The organism is Nocardia amamiensis NBRC 102102 (genome assembly GCF_001612745.1).
GTDB classification, from domain to species: domain Bacteria; phylum Actinomycetota; class Actinomycetes; order Mycobacteriales; family Mycobacteriaceae; genus Nocardia; species Nocardia amamiensis.
Map to the genome: position 1 here is coordinate 35,365 of NZ_BDBA01000100.1, position 13,433 is coordinate 48,797.

The following is a 13,433-nucleotide window of genomic DNA, read 5'->3' on the forward strand; positions in this document are numbered from 1 at the left end:
GGCCCCGTCAGGCCCCGACCGCGGCCGAAACCACTCCGATCAGGTCATTGATCGGCGCCGCAGCCGGACCGGCCTGTTCGGGAGTGAGCGTGGGCAACTGGTGCACGGCGTCGCGCAATCCAGCCACGGCCGCACCCGCCTGCGGGCTCGACGCCGCGAACTGATCGACGCTGGCGTGCACCTGCGCGGTAACCGATTCGACCGCCTGGCCCACCTGCTGCTGGACGGCACCGGCCGCCTGGTTGACCTGCTGCTGCACCGCCCCGGCGGCCTGGGTCACCTGCTGTTGCACGGCACCGACATCGACCACGGGCGGCATAGGTGCCGGGGCCGGAGCCGGCGGAGGGGGCGGCGGCAGCTCGACCAGCGGCGGAAGCGGACCCGGCGCGGGAACGTTGGTGCCTGCGCCGATCGCACCACCGAGCGCTCCACCGATCAGGCCACCACCGATCAGGCCGACCGCGGCCGCCGGAAGGCCGACCACCGCTGTTCCGACCATGCAGCCGCCGATGATGCCCGCCGTGGCGCCGAGCGGTGCGCCCACTCCGGCGGCCGCACCTCCGGCCGCGAAACCGATCAACCCGCCGGCCACCATGCCGACACCGCAGCCGGCCAGAGCCGGGACGGGCGTGGTCACAATCCCGCCGACATAGGCACCCAGGCCCGCGCCCGCCATCGTCGATGCCGCGCGACGGTCGGACTCCTGATCGCTGAATCCGAGCCGGTCATACCCGTCGGCGATCCACCACTCCGCCCAGTCCGAGTACTTCTGAGCCTTGGCGACCAAGGCCGGATCGATCCAATCCGGCACATCGACAGTCGTCGATCCGAATCGGAACGTGGTCGGCTGCGCCGGACCAGGTGCCGGAGCGGGCTGCGGTGCGGCGGGCTTGTCTTGCACCCGGTCGTCATCGCCAGATTCGTTGTCGCTCTGCTGCGGCGCAGGATCGGTCCGCTGAGGCTGAATCAGCGTTTCCCGCTGCGGCGCGGTCTGCTGGCTCGGCCGTGGGCGAGCCGGAGGTGGACCAGGATCAGGAATCCAGTCGGCCAAACTCGGCTGGGCTGGCGGCTGGGGTGGTGCGGTCAAACCCGGTTGCCCTTGCTCCGGAGCAGCCAAGCCGGGCTGACCGGGCGCGGCATGGGCGACTCCCGCACCTGCGGCGCCGACCGCCAGTGCGAGCGGCAACGCTGTGGCCGCGGCCCAACGCCTCCCCCGACGTCTGCGTGAATTTGCCACTTCTCCACTCCTCGAACTCGATTCGAACTGCACGCGTTTGTGCGCGTACGCGGCGCCGCGGAAGATCGCCGGGCCACCGTCCTCCCGACGGGCGACAGCACCCGCCCTCGCGCCCTCGCGCGCGGGCGCGTGCGCGCCCTCGCACGCGGGACCGTGCGCGATCACGCACGCGCGCTCGCGCGTGCCAATGCCGTCGATGGTGCTCGTAGCTGTCATCCCGGAACCCGTCGCTGATCTGGGCCGCAGTGCCCCTTGTTGAGGACTCGTGCTCGCGGCCGCGGACCGCAGGTACAGACGGTCCACCACCTCAATCTGCCACCACATCAGGCGAAACTAAAGCGAATTTGGACCGAATGTCAAAGGAATCTTAGCCGCAAGGGTGTGCGCAGCGGAAAAACCGCTGGTCGCGGCGGGTTGGCCGGTCAGGACGCCGAAACGGAACTTTGTACGCTTCGGATTCGCTTAGGCGGTATGATCCCGCGCATGGACGAGGCGAAGCTGAAGCGATTCGGCAACATTGTGCGAGAGCGTCGGCTAGAGCTGGGCCTCACGCAGGACGAGGTCACCGAACGTGGTGGCCCATCCGACAAACGGCAGACCAAGATCGAGAATGGGCAGCCTCCGGTGCCCAGCGTCACGACCTTGAGAAACCTCGACGTCGCGTTGGAATGGGAGCCCGGCAGTGCGGCCGCGACGCTGCGCGGCGGCAACCCGACCGTCGCGAAAAGGCGACCGGGGATGTACACCAGTGAGGAGGTCGAACGACGTGTCGCCTTGGAGCTGGCTCTCGCCCGCCATGGAATCGACCGCGTTGCTGCCCGTCACCACGCCTCCGGGCCCGGAGGAGGGCTGCAACTCGGCGCGAAGACCGTCGACCAGCTGATCGAAGTACTCAACTCGATCCCGGGTCCGGCCGAGACTTCCCCGCCTGCTGCTGATTCCGGTGCCGACACCTCGACGAAGACTGACGACGACACCGACCAGCCGCAATCCACGGGCCGGCCGCGCCGACGACGTCGCCGCGCCGACGACGAGTAACAGCCGCAGGGCACGGAACTACACCGCACGGGGACACTCCTCCCGCCGCGCACCGACCTCGTCCACGATCCTCAACGCCGAACCCCACAGCGCCTCAAGTGTTTCCATTTCCGGCAAGATGCAGGAGTCGAATAGTGGCTCGCCGGCAGCGGCTGTCCCGCCGATCTCGCTGAGCCACCGTGCTGCCTCGGCCAGCTCCACGACGCTGCGCATCGCCTCCTGCTCGTCCTCGTCCGCGATGAGCGCGACGATTCGCGCTTCGGCGGCGTCGGGCAGCGGGCGCACGTAGCGACCCACGATCGCCGCCGCATCCAAGATCTCCACGCGGCAGCGATGCAGCCGGGCTGCGGGTGAGAAGGCCCACCGATCGCGCAGCTCCAGCCGCAACACCACCTCCGGCGCCGCGCTGGTCAACGACCGCCACAGAGGCCGCAGTTTCCGAAGCTGGCGCGACGAGCGATCCACTCGAAGCAACCGCGTCAGCGCCCGGAACGCCGAGGGAGTCAAGGCGATAGCCGCGGCGAGAACGAACGGCAACAGACCCTCACCAGAGGCACCCACTCGAGCCCAGTGCGTGTAGGCCGTCTCTACTCCTGCGGCGTCCAGGACGATGCCTGCGCCCATCGCCGTCATCACCACTGTGCCGCACAGGCCGAGGGCGAACATGATCACCACCACCAGCCGTTCCCTGGCCAGTGTCGTGCGATTTCGCAATCTCCGCACCGAATCCAGGATGTAGACCGACACGCCTGCCAGCAGGCCGGTGTAGGCGATGAAGTAGGCCGCGTAACGCCAACCGCCCTGGTCCGGAACACTTACCGACGCCTGTCGCGCGGGCTGGCTCAACACCACGAATGCCACACCGAGCAGGCATGCCAGCACAATGAGCCCTCGCAGTGGCCGCTGATACCCGTCGATTCCCCGATCCCACAGCAGGAACATGCCCACGGTCAGCACACACGCGAGAACGAACAAGAAGTGCCACAGGTCGAAGAGGATCGGCAAGCCACCGGGAATCAAGGCATCGACCTGCCGAGCAATCGCGGGCTCTCGCAGCAGCGCTGACGCCACCGCCAGCGCGAGCGCCTTGTTGATCAACCGGTCCATTCTGGTCGTCCGCACCAATGACACTCGGGTCAAAGCCACGACCACCAGAAACGCCAACACCGCCACGGTGAACCACACCGGTAGCCTGTCGTGCTCCCACATCAGAGGGCTCGAACGGACGTGCCCGGAACATGCCAGGCTCCGAATCGGTTTCTGCCGCACCACGACCCCACCAGATCGTGATCGACCGGCGTCCGGGCCGTCGGATCGACAGCCCGGACATCGCAACGCCCATCAGACACGCCGGGGCATTCGGCGTTGATCACTGCGCTCGTAGTCTCACCTCGACGGTGCCTTCCGGCCGACATGCCGTACCCCTCTGCCCGTGCGCAACACGGTGATGCTGGAGATCATTGACAGGTCCGCTCCGCCGAGCCGGGGCCAACCACTGAGACGCAAGGCATGAGCCCGGTGAACGGGCAAGCACTGCTTGTGACTCATACACAAATCATACGCAAGCACATGGAAACTTCAACTAGATTGTTTCGGTAATGCAGCTCTCGCGGTGGACCCCGCAAGACATGAATATCCCTGCTTTGCCGTGGTTGAGGTCTCGCTGTAAGGTCCCCGGCAACCGGTGAATCGATTCGACAGTGATTTCGTATCTACTTGCGTAAAATGACCCGTAACAGAGTCTGATCATTCGCAGAGGGGCTTCATGGACGACGCAGCCGCGAGGCGCCTGCGCGACTTTGTGATCTTGGACGATGCCTCGGCCAAGCGATTGCGCGACTTCGTCGCAGCGCGGATGGGGCAACTCGGCCGATCGCGGCGCCAGGTCAGCCTTCGAGGCGGGCCCACCGAACCCACCATGCTCAAGATCGAGCGCGAGCAGGCCCGCCGCCTCGAACCGGAGACGCTACGCAGGCTCAATGTCGGACTGGACTGCGAACCGGGTTCTGCGGAGAACGTCATCGCCGGCAGGCAACCGACACCGAAACGTGGCGGCACGGACATCGCCGTCGGACCGCCGGCGGTGGAGGTTCCAGTCGACACGATCACTGCCCTGGTGGCTGCTGCTGCCGAGATCAACCGGCTCGCACAATCAGAGGCACCGGCGATGCAGCAGGCCGCCGAACATCTTGACGCCGCAGTTCAACCGCTGTACTCCCGTTACATCACCCAGCTGCTCGAAGCCAATCATCGACAGCAGGGTGCTCTCGGTCCGCTGGTCGCGCTGCTTGGTCCCTTCCTGGATCGCCCCATCGACCCGGACCAGGAGGACGACGAGGAGCCGCTGTATCGCCGATGGCTCGCCGGAATGTGCCCCGACCTCGATGACGCGACGACAATGAGGTTCCGAGCCAGACTGGAGGGCAGCAGATGACATGGTCGCTGGCGCAGCGAGTCGACACGCTATTTCGAGCACTACACAACAGCGACGAGGGCGAACCCAGCCCGCAACTCGTCGCCGAGGCGATCCGTGACGGCGGCCTCGAGGTGACGGCCGACGAACTGGCCGACATCCGTGCAGGCGCCACCACCACGCGCACCGACCTGCTCGCCGCCCTCGCCCGCCACTTCAACCAGCCAGCCTGGTATCTCACCGATCCGGGTGACACCCAGCGTGTGCGCGACGCGCATAGCCAGCTGGAGCTGCTGGCCACCCTGCGCGACGCCGGAGTACACCGGGTCCGATTACGCGGACCCGATCCGTCGACATCCGATCGCGAAGCATTGACCAGGTCGCTACGCGCCCACGGTGACGGTCACCTTCCCTGACCGCGCCGAGACAGCTTGAGCCGCAAACCCTCCGGCTTCAAGGTGATCGTCTCGCGCACCTTCAACTCGTATGAGCGGTCGGGCTTGAGATCGTAGTTCCGCAGTATGGTGGCCAGCACGAGTTGCAGTTCGTGGTATGCGAATTGGCGTCCGATACACGCACGCAGACCCACACCCCACGGCCGGTACAGCTCGGGGTGTCGGCCGCGGACTCGCTCCGGCGCGAACCGGTCCGGATCGAACGCCTCCGGATCTCCTCCCCACAGCTGGTGGCGATGCAGCTGCAACAGCACCACGAAGACCCATTCGCCCTTCTCGAACGGGTACTTGCCGCCCAGCATCGTATCCGTCCGAGCCTTGCGGAAATAGCCCGGCGCCGTAGGCCACAGCCGCAACGTCTCATCCACGATGCGCCGGATATAGCGCAGCTTCGGTACCTGTTCCACTGCCAGCTCATCACCGGTCCAGACGTCATCGATCTCGGCGCGGGCGCGATCGGCGATCTCGGGATGGACCGACAGATAGTGCAGTGCGAAGGCGAGCACACCGGCTGTCGTCTCGTGGCCCGCGGTCAGGAACGTCAGGATCTGGCGGCGGATGTTCTCCGCGCTCAAACGCTCTCCGGTGTCCGGATCGGGCACCGTCAACATCCGCTCCAGCAGATCCCCGCGGGCCTCGCCACCGTCGCGCTGCCGCTTCGCGATCACCTCGTCGACCTCACGGTTGACGAACGCGATGTCGCGGCCATGCTGGCTCAGCTGCTCCCGAAACACCGTGCGCTCCAACAACGGATGCGAATAGCTCGACCGGTTCACGTACGTGAGGATGCGCAACATCGCTGCCACGAGCGGATGCGGATCGGTGCGCGCGAACGAGTCGAAGCTGTAGTCGAAGGCAGCGCGACCGATCACCTCGAGAGCGACTTTGTTCGCGTCACCCGGTATATCGATCCACTCGCCCTCGCGATCCGCCCAATGCTCGACCAACTCGCCGGCGACGGTCTGCATCGTGGCGTGGTAGCCCTTCATCGCGGCCGCCGAGAACGACGGAGCCAAAATCGCGTGCGCCCTGCGCCAATTCGGCTCGGAGTTGTGCGCGGTGAACAGGCCGTCCTTCACGATCGGCCGCAAATTGCGCACGGGAATGCCCAGGAACTTCGCCCAAGCACCATCATCGTTGATCTCCCGCAGCAGGTCTGGATCCGACACATAGGTCACGCGCTGGCCGAAGATCAGCCGCTCGTAGATACCGCCGTACCGCTGCGCACCACGCATGCCCCACTGGCTCGAGTCGGTGACATGCAGGTCCCATACGTCGCCCAGCCACGGAATGCGGTGCGGCGGATGCGGGAGCACCCGGTCGGCAGCGCGGATCCGCTCACTCACTGGCGTTGTCGTCATAGTGCGTGTTCTCCATCCAGTTGAAGGGCCTGCGCGTGCCTGTGCGCATCCTCCCAGTGCGCCGCGACTTTGCGCAGCGCAGGAACTTCGTCGACCACATCCCCACCCCGTGCGGATGCTTGAAGCCGCCGATAGCCTTCTGGCGGCTCACCAGCGGTTTTTCGCTGTATCGCCATCACGATCTGGATGGCTTCCCCCCGGGCCCCTTCGACATCGGCCGGCACCGGACCCGCGTAGCGGCCCAGCACCAGAAGTGCGTCCCGGATCTCCACCGTCATCCGATGCACCCGCTGCCGTGGAGTCATCGTGACGTCACGGGTCAACCGCGGAATTTCCGGGCAGGCGCGCACCAACTCTTCCCACATCGGCGTGAGCTGCCGAACCGCCCGAGACGCCGGATCGATGCGCAACCGGCGCGCCACCTCGACCATCACCCCCGCCGCCGCGACGGTTGCTCCGCCCCCGAGCAGGTACACGAAATTGTTCTCGTTCGCCCGGAAACGGAATCCGACGAACCAGCTCCCGTACCCGGTCGCCGCGCACAACGAGGAGATGAAGATCGAAATCGCCTCCTCGAAGGCCCAGCCCCCGATGATCGCGATCACCACATAGGTCAGCCGGTGTTCCGGGCGCAGATGCCCGGCTCGCAGTTCGTGGATGCTGGGCCGCAGCATGAGCAGTCCCGTCGCCGCGCACCAGCCGGAGAAGCCAGCGAAATACAGAGGCGTCTGCCAGCCCTCGGTGCGATCGATGTACTGCCCGATCGCTCGCGCATGGCTGCCCAGCAGCAGCATCGCCGCCGCGGTCGAATAAGCGCTGACCCACACCAGCCTGCTCGTGCGGGCCGCTCGCCGATGCCAGTCCTCGGCCCACGTCGCAACCAGCAACAGCAGCGGCGCGAACAGCATCACCATCACAACGGTGCTCAGCTGCCGCGTGAACCCGACGCTGAAGACATTCATCTGCGCCAGCCAGTCCTGCACCGCCCGTTCGCGCAGCAGGCCGGACAAGGTGCCGAACGCCAGCGCGTACGTGATCAGCCGCTCACTCGGATCGGCCCGGATCGAGAAGAAGATGAACCGCAGTACCAGCACGCCCACGCTGAATCCCAGAATCGCCCAAGCGACCGGCGCAGGTGCCGAAGAAGTCACCCCTCCCTCCAGAACGACCTCATCGGCGTAGTCTTCCGCCAGCGCGACGTACTCGACAGCATCAGGTCGGCAAACAGCTCCGCTTCGTCCTCCTGCCAGGACACGAACTCGCTGCGGCCCAGCACCCGCCGGATCGTCGCCGGGTCGATACCCGGAAGCAACTGCTCCAACCCGACCAGGCCGCCGTCCTCGTCGCGGGAATGATCCAGCACCATGTGCCCCACCTCGTGCATCAGAATCTGGTCGACATGAAAATCGGTCGTACCCAGCGCAAACGCGATCACATCGGCCTCATCGGTATCCAGCCACAACCCGCACGGCGTCCCACGCCCCGGATCCCAGACTCCCGGCAGCGCCGCTGCCTCCACCGGCATCAACCTGATCGGCCGCCCGCGCCACTCCCCCAGCGCCGCAAGAAATTTCGCCCGGTCCCACGGCGACGGAACCAGATGCATCAGGTCCGCCCGCCTGCCCAGCACACGACTCGTCGAGTCCTCCACGCCCCGCCATCCCTTCGCTGACCGAGGGCCGCCCAAAGGGTCCGCTGCCCCGGACCCCGCACTCCCGACCGCCAACCCCAGGAATGCGGATAACATCCCGGCTTACACCAAACCTCCAGCCTCTGCCAACATCAAAAACGCCAGCTAACAGGCCGCAACAGATCGCGACCGAGCCCCCGTGCCGCGCCCGCATCCGGCGTCCGAACCGATCTCGTTGCTCAGAACGCACGCAACATCCGATCCCGCCGCACCATCCCGTCCCGGCGTGCCCCGGTCATGATCAGCGTCGCCAACATCTCGGCTTCGTACTCGTCGCGGGTCGCGTAGCTGTTCACCCCGCGGGCCGTGCGGACCATCGAGGCATCCACCCCGCCATCCAGGTTGACCCCCATCAGCATCCGCGACAGCTGCGCCGGCGACGCGCGATGGCCGTGCCCGAGCAGCATGTGCGCCGCCTCGTGCCCGATCACGTGCCGCTCCTGGGTGGGATCCTCCGAGAGCCGATGCAAGACAACGTCGTCGTCCGGACGCGCCAGCCACAGCCCGCACAAACCCACCGGCAAATTTGCTGGAAGTGGTCTCCGGATGATCCTTCGCCCCCGGACCCGCTCCAGCGACGCGAAGAACTCCTCGACACTCCAGTCTTCTGGCAGCGCCAGCCGATCGACGATCTCCTCGAACCGCGAGCGCGTCGACCACGGGCGCCGAAAACGAGCAAACAACCTAGCCTCCCCTTCCATGCAGTGTTGCTCCACGGCTGCGGCTACGCGACTGCTGCCGATGCAGCGCCGTTGATGAAATCCGCTGTAGCGCAGCACGATTCGAACCGACCATCCAAGCACACCGAGGTCCGGGCACAGCAATGCCCGGGGTCGGGGTGGTCGTCGACGACCACCCCGACCCCGGGCAAGACAGAAGGATTCCGCAGGGCGGCGCCATCTGCGACCGCAGTGAGCGGGGATCGAATCGGTTCATCGCCAGTCCTTCATGTGAGCACCAGAAAGCAGACCCACCCGATGTGGGCCTCGGCTTTCCGGACAGGAGTACGCTCACAGGCCGGCGCGTCACGATCTAAACCGTGACCTGCCCGATAGTAGCCAGCCCCCGATCACCTGGGCAACCGACCACAGACGGAGATCATCTTCCGTCGAACTCGCATATGCTTGGCGAATGGCTCTACCGGGGAGATGGGTCGCAGTCGACATCATCGGCACAAATCTCAGCGAAGACATATTCATTCACTCCGCCGGCGGCGAGCGGGTCGCGAAGCCGCTTCGTCGCTGCGCTCGGCAATTGCACTTCGATCGAATCGGCGAGACCGCCTTTCGGGCCGTCGTCAATGCGGCTCTCGCCGGCCGTGACCTTCCGAAGATCGACGGCCTGGTGACCGAGGTCTACCAGATCGATGCCTCCGATGGCACGCCCGTCGGCCTCATCGTCTGGGTGGCCACCAAACCGCCCACCGAGCGGCCCACCTACAACGCCTGGCTCCTCGACATGACGGCGATGACCACACGCACCACCGGCGACGACCCGTCAATGATCGGTGACGGCCGCGAAGAAGGCGAAGAACGCCACGTGCAGTACCTATTCATGTGGCTGCACCCCGAAGACGCCTGGTCGCTGGTCGGCGGCTACTACGACGCACTCACCGGCGACGACGGGATCCTGATCCAAAGCTACTGGTCACTACGCCCGCAGGGCACCTGGGTACACATGTGGTCCAGCTGCCGCCTGCGCGTAGCCGCCGACGGCAACCGAACCCTCTACGGGCTCACCCTCAAACTCGACCACCGCGACAACATGGAGAACAACATCTCCTCGCTGGTCCGCTTCAGCGCCGCGACGGTGCTGCTGGTCGAAAAGCAGAAGCGCATCCCCATCACCTCGGTCGGCAAGCTCGCGCCACTCGGCGAGCAGCGCATCGCGCAAGTCCTCGATCAGGTCGACCTCAACGAACTCACCATCGACCCGGCCGAAGAACCGGTCGAACAGAAGATCGAGATCGACGGCCGTCCCTTCATCGCAGCGAAATTCGCCCTCCACAGCTCCCGTGAGAAACACGGCGACCCGGTAGCGATCATTCTGCTGCGCGAAGATCAATCCGACTGAGCCACCCCGAAACTCTACTAGCCCAAACTATTTGGAGGTCAATTCTCGTGCGCGTTCTCGTCACCGGTGCCAACCGCGGCATCGGCGCTGCCATCGCTAGCTACCTGGTCAAAGACGGTCACACCGTCTGGGGAACCCACCGCGGCTCCACCGTGCCCGACGGTGTCCGAGGCGTCGAATGCGATGTCACCAATGTCGAGTCCGTCGACCGCGCGTTCAGCCACATCGAGGCCGAAGACGGCCCCGTCGAAGGGCTGGTAGCCAACGCGGGCATCACCGACGACACTCTGCTGATGCGAATGGACGAGGACCAGTTCACCCGCGTAATCGACACCAATCTCACCGGTGTCTACCGCGTGGTCAAGCGCGCGAACCGCAACATGCTGCGCAACCGATTCGGCCGCATCGTCATCATCGGGTCGGCGAGCGGGCTGGCAGGAATGCCCGGTCAGCTCAACTACGTCTCCGCCAAGGCCGGCCTCGTAGGCATGGCCCGCGGCCTTGTCCGCGAGTTCGGCCCGCGCAACATCACCGCCAACGTCGTCGCTCCAGGCTTCACCGAAACCGACATGGCCGCAGCCGTCTCGCCCGACGTCATCAAGAAGGCGACGGAGTTCACCCCGCTCGGACGCATCGGCAAGCCCGAAGAAGTCGCCGCGACCGTCGCCTTCCTGCTATCCCCGAACGCCGGATTCATCACCGGCACGGTCATCAACGTCGACGGAGGAATCGGGATGGGCCACTAGCCCGGCCACCCGATCTCACCGCACGCGCCCCGCGAGCCGACCACGGCAGCCCGGATCCGTCATGCGTTCCCTCGCCCGACAGATCCGTCCAGATCATGCCGCCATCGGTGAGGGCGCGCACATGAATACGTGCGGTGACCACCACGCCGGCGCCGATCAGCTGATCGGCGACCATATCGCAAGCCACGATGAGCGGCCCCGCTACCTTCACGGAGCCGACCACGATCAACACGGCCCGATCGGTCCCCAGCGACTCCGCGACCCCTGCCATCGTGGTGGTCACCGTCCCATCCACGCGCCAGTGCAACGTCGCCGCCACGTCCGACTCCCGCAACAGCACCACCACCAGGCCGGCGCCCGCATGGCGTACACCACGCGCGGCCTCGAGCGCAGCCAGGACCGCTGCCGAGGAATCGTCACCGACCAACATCGAACTCCCCCGTCCCGACGGCCTGATCGGACAGCAACCCCGCACTGCCGCGGGAAGACGGCCGCTGACCCGGAAAGACCAGCGCCGTCCACTCCGCCCCGTACCCACCCCGCTCCTCGAGGCCGCGAACCCATCGGCCCAGCTCCTCACCGTGCTGTGCGGCGGCCGCGGGCACCCGAACTCCGTACATCGACTCCAGCCAGTCTCGATCGCGGCCTCTCATCGCTCCACCTCCTTGCGCCCGGGCGAATAGCGCGGCCGCCGAAAGCCGATCACCGCCATCACCGCAACCGTGCCGAAGTACGCCGCCGCGATAACAGCAGCTATGACGTCATGGCTCATGAACTCGCTCGCTCCCCCGTCGTCCTCGGAGCCCCTCGTTGGGCCTCGCATGTCCTGACCCGCCCAGTCACCGGCGCTCCCCGATCGGCTCGATGTCCACCACCACCGACGGCGCACCCAACGTGAACCGGAAGCGGGGAGTGGCCGATACGGCACTCTCGGAGTGGAATGTCATCTTTTGTCCGAGCCGCGACAGCACGACATCGGCTTCCCACGTCGCATAAGTCGACCCCAGGCACATCCGTCGGCCCGCTCCGAACGGGATCCACGCGAAGCGATGTCCGGCCGGCTGCTCGTGCCGGGCCGGATCGAACACCTCCGGATTCGGCCAGAACTCCGGAAGCCGATGAGTGATGTACGGGCAGATGGTGATCGTGCACCCGGCCGGTACCTCGACACCGCCGAATGCGGTGGCCACCGTCGCGCGCCGCCCGATGATCCAACTCGACGGGAACAGGCGCAGCCCCTCGCGCGAAATCGGGCTGGTGAGAGCCCGGGCGAACCTCGGGTTCTCGGCCATCTGCTGTTGCCACCGGCGGTAGACGCCGGGGTTTCGCATCAGTGAGATCCATGTCCAGGTCAGCGAATTCGCCGTGGTCTCATGCCCGGCAAGAAGCAAGGTCACCACCTGGTGCACGATTGCGTCCTGCTTGAATCCCGCGGCGACCATCGCGGTAAGGGCGGGGCCGCGCTCCTCCACCGGCTGACGGGCGATCATCTTTTCGACCACCTCGAAAACGGCGGCACGGACCGGACCCAGCTGATCGAGGCCCGGGAGCATCGCCCCGCTCGCGTCGAGCACAGCCATCGCCGCCGCCATCACCTCGGCCAGCTCGTCGATGACAGTCCAACCCATCATGACCTCGGCGATGACCCCAAGCGTCAGCCGGCTCATCGCCGCAGCCAAGTCGACCGACTCGCCGCGCAGCCCGCGCTGCTCCAGGTCGGCAGCCAGCGCATCAGCGTGCTCGATGGCCACCCTGTTCAGCTCCATGTAGTCGCGGGTGGCCGCGTTGAGCGTCAGCCGCTCGCTGCGGTGCCGATGAGGCGGCGCGGTCAGCACTCCGTCGGCGACATGGTCCCTGAAATAGCGGTTCGGCCCCGTCTCCTTTGTGAAGTCGCTGCTCGTCAGCACGGTGCGAATGTCGTCGGGATGCCGGATCAACACGTTGCGACCGTCGATGATCGGGATGACGTCTTCGGCGGCGGCCACCCACCGCTGTATGGCCTCGAGCGCGACGTCCGGCGCCGTCGTGGCGGTAGTGGTCGTCATCGAAACTCCTTCCGAAGCAGAGAAAGTGATGAATGGCGCACCCCTGCGGCGCGCAAGTCGTGAATGGCGTCGGCGGCCCGGTAGAGCCACAGCGGCGGCGGGGCGGAAGTGATCACCGACCATCCCGCCGGAGTACGCACAATGCGGACAGCACGGCTCATGACGCCGCCCCGGCCTCGTCGGAACCCGCGGGCGACCTCATCGCCACAGACAAGCCAGCACCCAGGACGGAAATGACTGCGATCAGGGCGAACAAGTGATGGCACGAGGACATGAAGCGTTGAGGCGTGAGTATCGCCGCGAACACCGCGACACCGAGCGCGGCTCCAGCCTGGCGGGCAGTCAAACCCATCCCCAGACCGCTGCTGATGGGGG

General features: G+C 66.2%; 15 protein-coding genes and 1 pseudogene. 5 read left to right on the top strand and 11 right to left on the bottom strand.

Annotated elements, in window-relative coordinates:
* Positions 1-7 precede the first annotated feature (7 nt).
* Positions 8-1,453 (bottom strand): hypothetical protein, encoded by a 1,446-nt coding sequence (locus tag NA4_RS19550; RefSeq protein ID WP_157129146.1) that lies wholly within the window; start codon positions 1,451-1,453, stop codon positions 8-10.
* A 267-nt stretch (positions 1,454-1,720) separates the two neighbouring features.
* On the opposite strand from NA4_RS19550, the gene NA4_RS19555 reads away from it, so the two are divergent.
* Entirely contained in the window at positions 1,721-2,275 is a 555-nt protein-coding gene (locus NA4_RS19555) for a helix-turn-helix transcriptional regulator (RefSeq protein ID WP_157129147.1), read from the top strand.
* An 18-nt stretch (positions 2,276-2,293) separates the two neighbouring features.
* Here the strand turns inward: NA4_RS19555 and NA4_RS19560 are convergent, their stop codons facing one another.
* Entirely contained in the window at positions 2,294-3,484 is a 1,191-nt protein-coding gene (locus NA4_RS19560) for a DUF6545 domain-containing protein (protein WP_067471640.1), read from the bottom strand.
* 556 nt (positions 3,485-4,040) lie between these two features.
* Here NA4_RS19560 and NA4_RS19565 point away from each other — a divergent pair.
* Positions 4,041-4,709, top strand: coding sequence for a hypothetical protein (locus NA4_RS19565; RefSeq protein ID WP_067471643.1), 669 nt, complete (start codon positions 4,041-4,043; stop codon positions 4,707-4,709).
* Positions 4,706-5,104 carry a hypothetical protein gene (locus NA4_RS19570; protein ID WP_067471645.1) on the top strand — a complete coding sequence of 133 codons (399 nt, stop codon included), beginning with the start codon at positions 4,706-4,708 and terminating at the stop codon, positions 5,102-5,104. The genes NA4_RS19565 and NA4_RS19570 overlap by 4 nt, the downstream gene beginning before the upstream one ends.
* On the opposite strand, the gene NA4_RS19575 is transcribed toward NA4_RS19570, so the two are convergent.
* From NA4_RS19575 to NA4_RS19590, 4 genes are all read right to left on the bottom strand, one after another.
* Complete coding sequence (locus tag NA4_RS19575) at positions 5,092-6,504, bottom strand: cytochrome P450 (RefSeq protein WP_067471648.1); 1,413 nt, start codon at positions 6,502-6,504, stop codon at positions 5,092-5,094. The two genes, NA4_RS19570 and NA4_RS19575, sit on opposite strands and share 13 nt — an antisense overlap.
* A complete protein-coding gene (locus NA4_RS19580; RefSeq protein ID WP_067471651.1) occupies positions 6,501-7,655 on the bottom strand; it encodes an MAB_1171c family putative transporter in 1,155 nt (384 codons plus the stop codon). The genes NA4_RS19575 and NA4_RS19580 overlap by 4 nt, the downstream gene beginning before the upstream one ends.
* On the bottom strand, positions 7,652-8,155 hold the full coding sequence (locus NA4_RS42670) for a hypothetical protein (RefSeq protein ID WP_245671490.1): 504 nt from the start codon (positions 8,153-8,155) through the stop codon (positions 7,652-7,654). The genes NA4_RS19580 and NA4_RS42670 overlap by 4 nt, the downstream gene beginning before the upstream one ends.
* A 218-nt stretch (positions 8,156-8,373) precedes the next feature.
* Positions 8,374-8,973 (bottom strand): M48 family metallopeptidase, encoded by a 600-nt coding sequence (locus tag NA4_RS19590; RefSeq protein ID WP_157129148.1) that lies wholly within the window; start codon positions 8,971-8,973, stop codon positions 8,374-8,376.
* Between the two features lie 475 nt (positions 8,974-9,448).
* Between NA4_RS19590 and NA4_RS19595 the strand changes: the two genes are divergently transcribed.
* The gene (locus tag NA4_RS19595) at positions 9,449-10,267 is read left to right on the top strand and encodes a hypothetical protein (RefSeq protein WP_245671491.1); all 819 of its coding nucleotides are present in this window, start codon (positions 9,449-9,451) and stop codon (positions 10,265-10,267) included.
* Positions 10,268-10,314: 47 nt separating this feature from the next.
* Positions 10,315-11,013: a 3-oxoacyl-ACP reductase FabG gene (fabG, locus tag NA4_RS19600; protein WP_067471660.1), complete on the top strand. Its 699-nt coding sequence runs from the start codon at positions 10,315-10,317 to the stop codon at positions 11,011-11,013.
* Here fabG and NA4_RS19605 read toward each other — a convergent pair.
* The 5 genes and pseudogenes from NA4_RS19605 to NA4_RS42150 all read right to left on the bottom strand — a co-directional run.
* On the bottom strand, positions 10,979-11,443 hold the full coding sequence (locus NA4_RS19605) for a hypothetical protein (protein WP_067471663.1): 465 nt from the start codon (positions 11,441-11,443) through the stop codon (positions 10,979-10,981). The two genes, fabG and NA4_RS19605, sit on opposite strands and share 35 nt — an antisense overlap.
* Complete coding sequence (locus tag NA4_RS19610; protein WP_067471667.1) at positions 11,430-11,666, bottom strand: hypothetical protein; 237 nt, start codon at positions 11,664-11,666, stop codon at positions 11,430-11,432. Before NA4_RS19610 ends, NA4_RS19605 begins: the two co-directional genes overlap by 14 nt.
* Positions 11,663-11,785: a hypothetical protein gene (locus NA4_RS43285; protein ID WP_281180038.1), complete on the bottom strand. Its 123-nt coding sequence runs from the start codon at positions 11,783-11,785 to the stop codon at positions 11,663-11,665. Before NA4_RS43285 ends, NA4_RS19610 begins: the two co-directional genes overlap by 4 nt.
* Before the next feature lie 67 nt (positions 11,786-11,852).
* A complete protein-coding gene (locus NA4_RS19615) occupies positions 11,853-13,058 on the bottom strand; it encodes a cytochrome P450 (protein ID WP_067471670.1) in 1,206 nt (401 codons plus the stop codon).
* A gap of 157 nt (positions 13,059-13,215) precedes the next feature.
* Positions 13,216-13,433, bottom strand: a pseudogene (locus NA4_RS42150) (hypothetical protein); the annotation flags it as partial.

Excerpts from the sequence above, each read along its gene's own strand:
- NA4_RS19550 (WP_157129146.1), bottom strand. The coding sequence starts at position 1,453 with ATGACAGCTACGAGCACCATCGACGGCATTGGCACGCGCGAGCGCGCG.
- NA4_RS19555 (WP_157129147.1), top strand. The coding sequence starts at position 1,721 with ATGGACGAGGCGAAGCTGAAGCGATTCGGCAACATTGTGCGAGAGCGT.
- NA4_RS19560 (WP_067471640.1), bottom strand. The coding sequence starts at position 3,484 with ATGTGGGAGCACGACAGGCTACCGGTGTGGTTCACCGTGGCGGTGTTG.
- NA4_RS19565 (WP_067471643.1), top strand. The coding sequence starts at position 4,041 with ATGGACGACGCAGCCGCGAGGCGCCTGCGCGACTTTGTGATCTTGGAC.
- NA4_RS19570 (WP_067471645.1), top strand. The coding sequence starts at position 4,706 with ATGACATGGTCGCTGGCGCAGCGAGTCGACACGCTATTTCGAGCACTA.
- NA4_RS19575 (WP_067471648.1), bottom strand. The coding sequence starts at position 6,504 with ATGACGACAACGCCAGTGAGTGAGCGGATCCGCGCTGCCGACCGGGTG.
- NA4_RS19605 (WP_067471663.1), bottom strand. The coding sequence starts at position 11,443 with ATGTTGGTCGGTGACGATTCCTCGGCAGCGGTCCTGGCTGCGCTCGAG.
- NA4_RS19610 (WP_067471667.1), bottom strand. The coding sequence starts at position 11,666 with ATGAGAGGCCGCGATCGAGACTGGCTGGAGTCGATGTACGGAGTTCGG.
- NA4_RS43285 (WP_281180038.1), bottom strand. The coding sequence starts at position 11,785 with ATGAGCCATGACGTCATAGCTGCTGTTATCGCGGCGGCGTACTTCGGC.
- NA4_RS19615 (WP_067471670.1), bottom strand. The coding sequence starts at position 13,058 with ATGACGACCACTACCGCCACGACGGCGCCGGACGTCGCGCTCGAGGCC.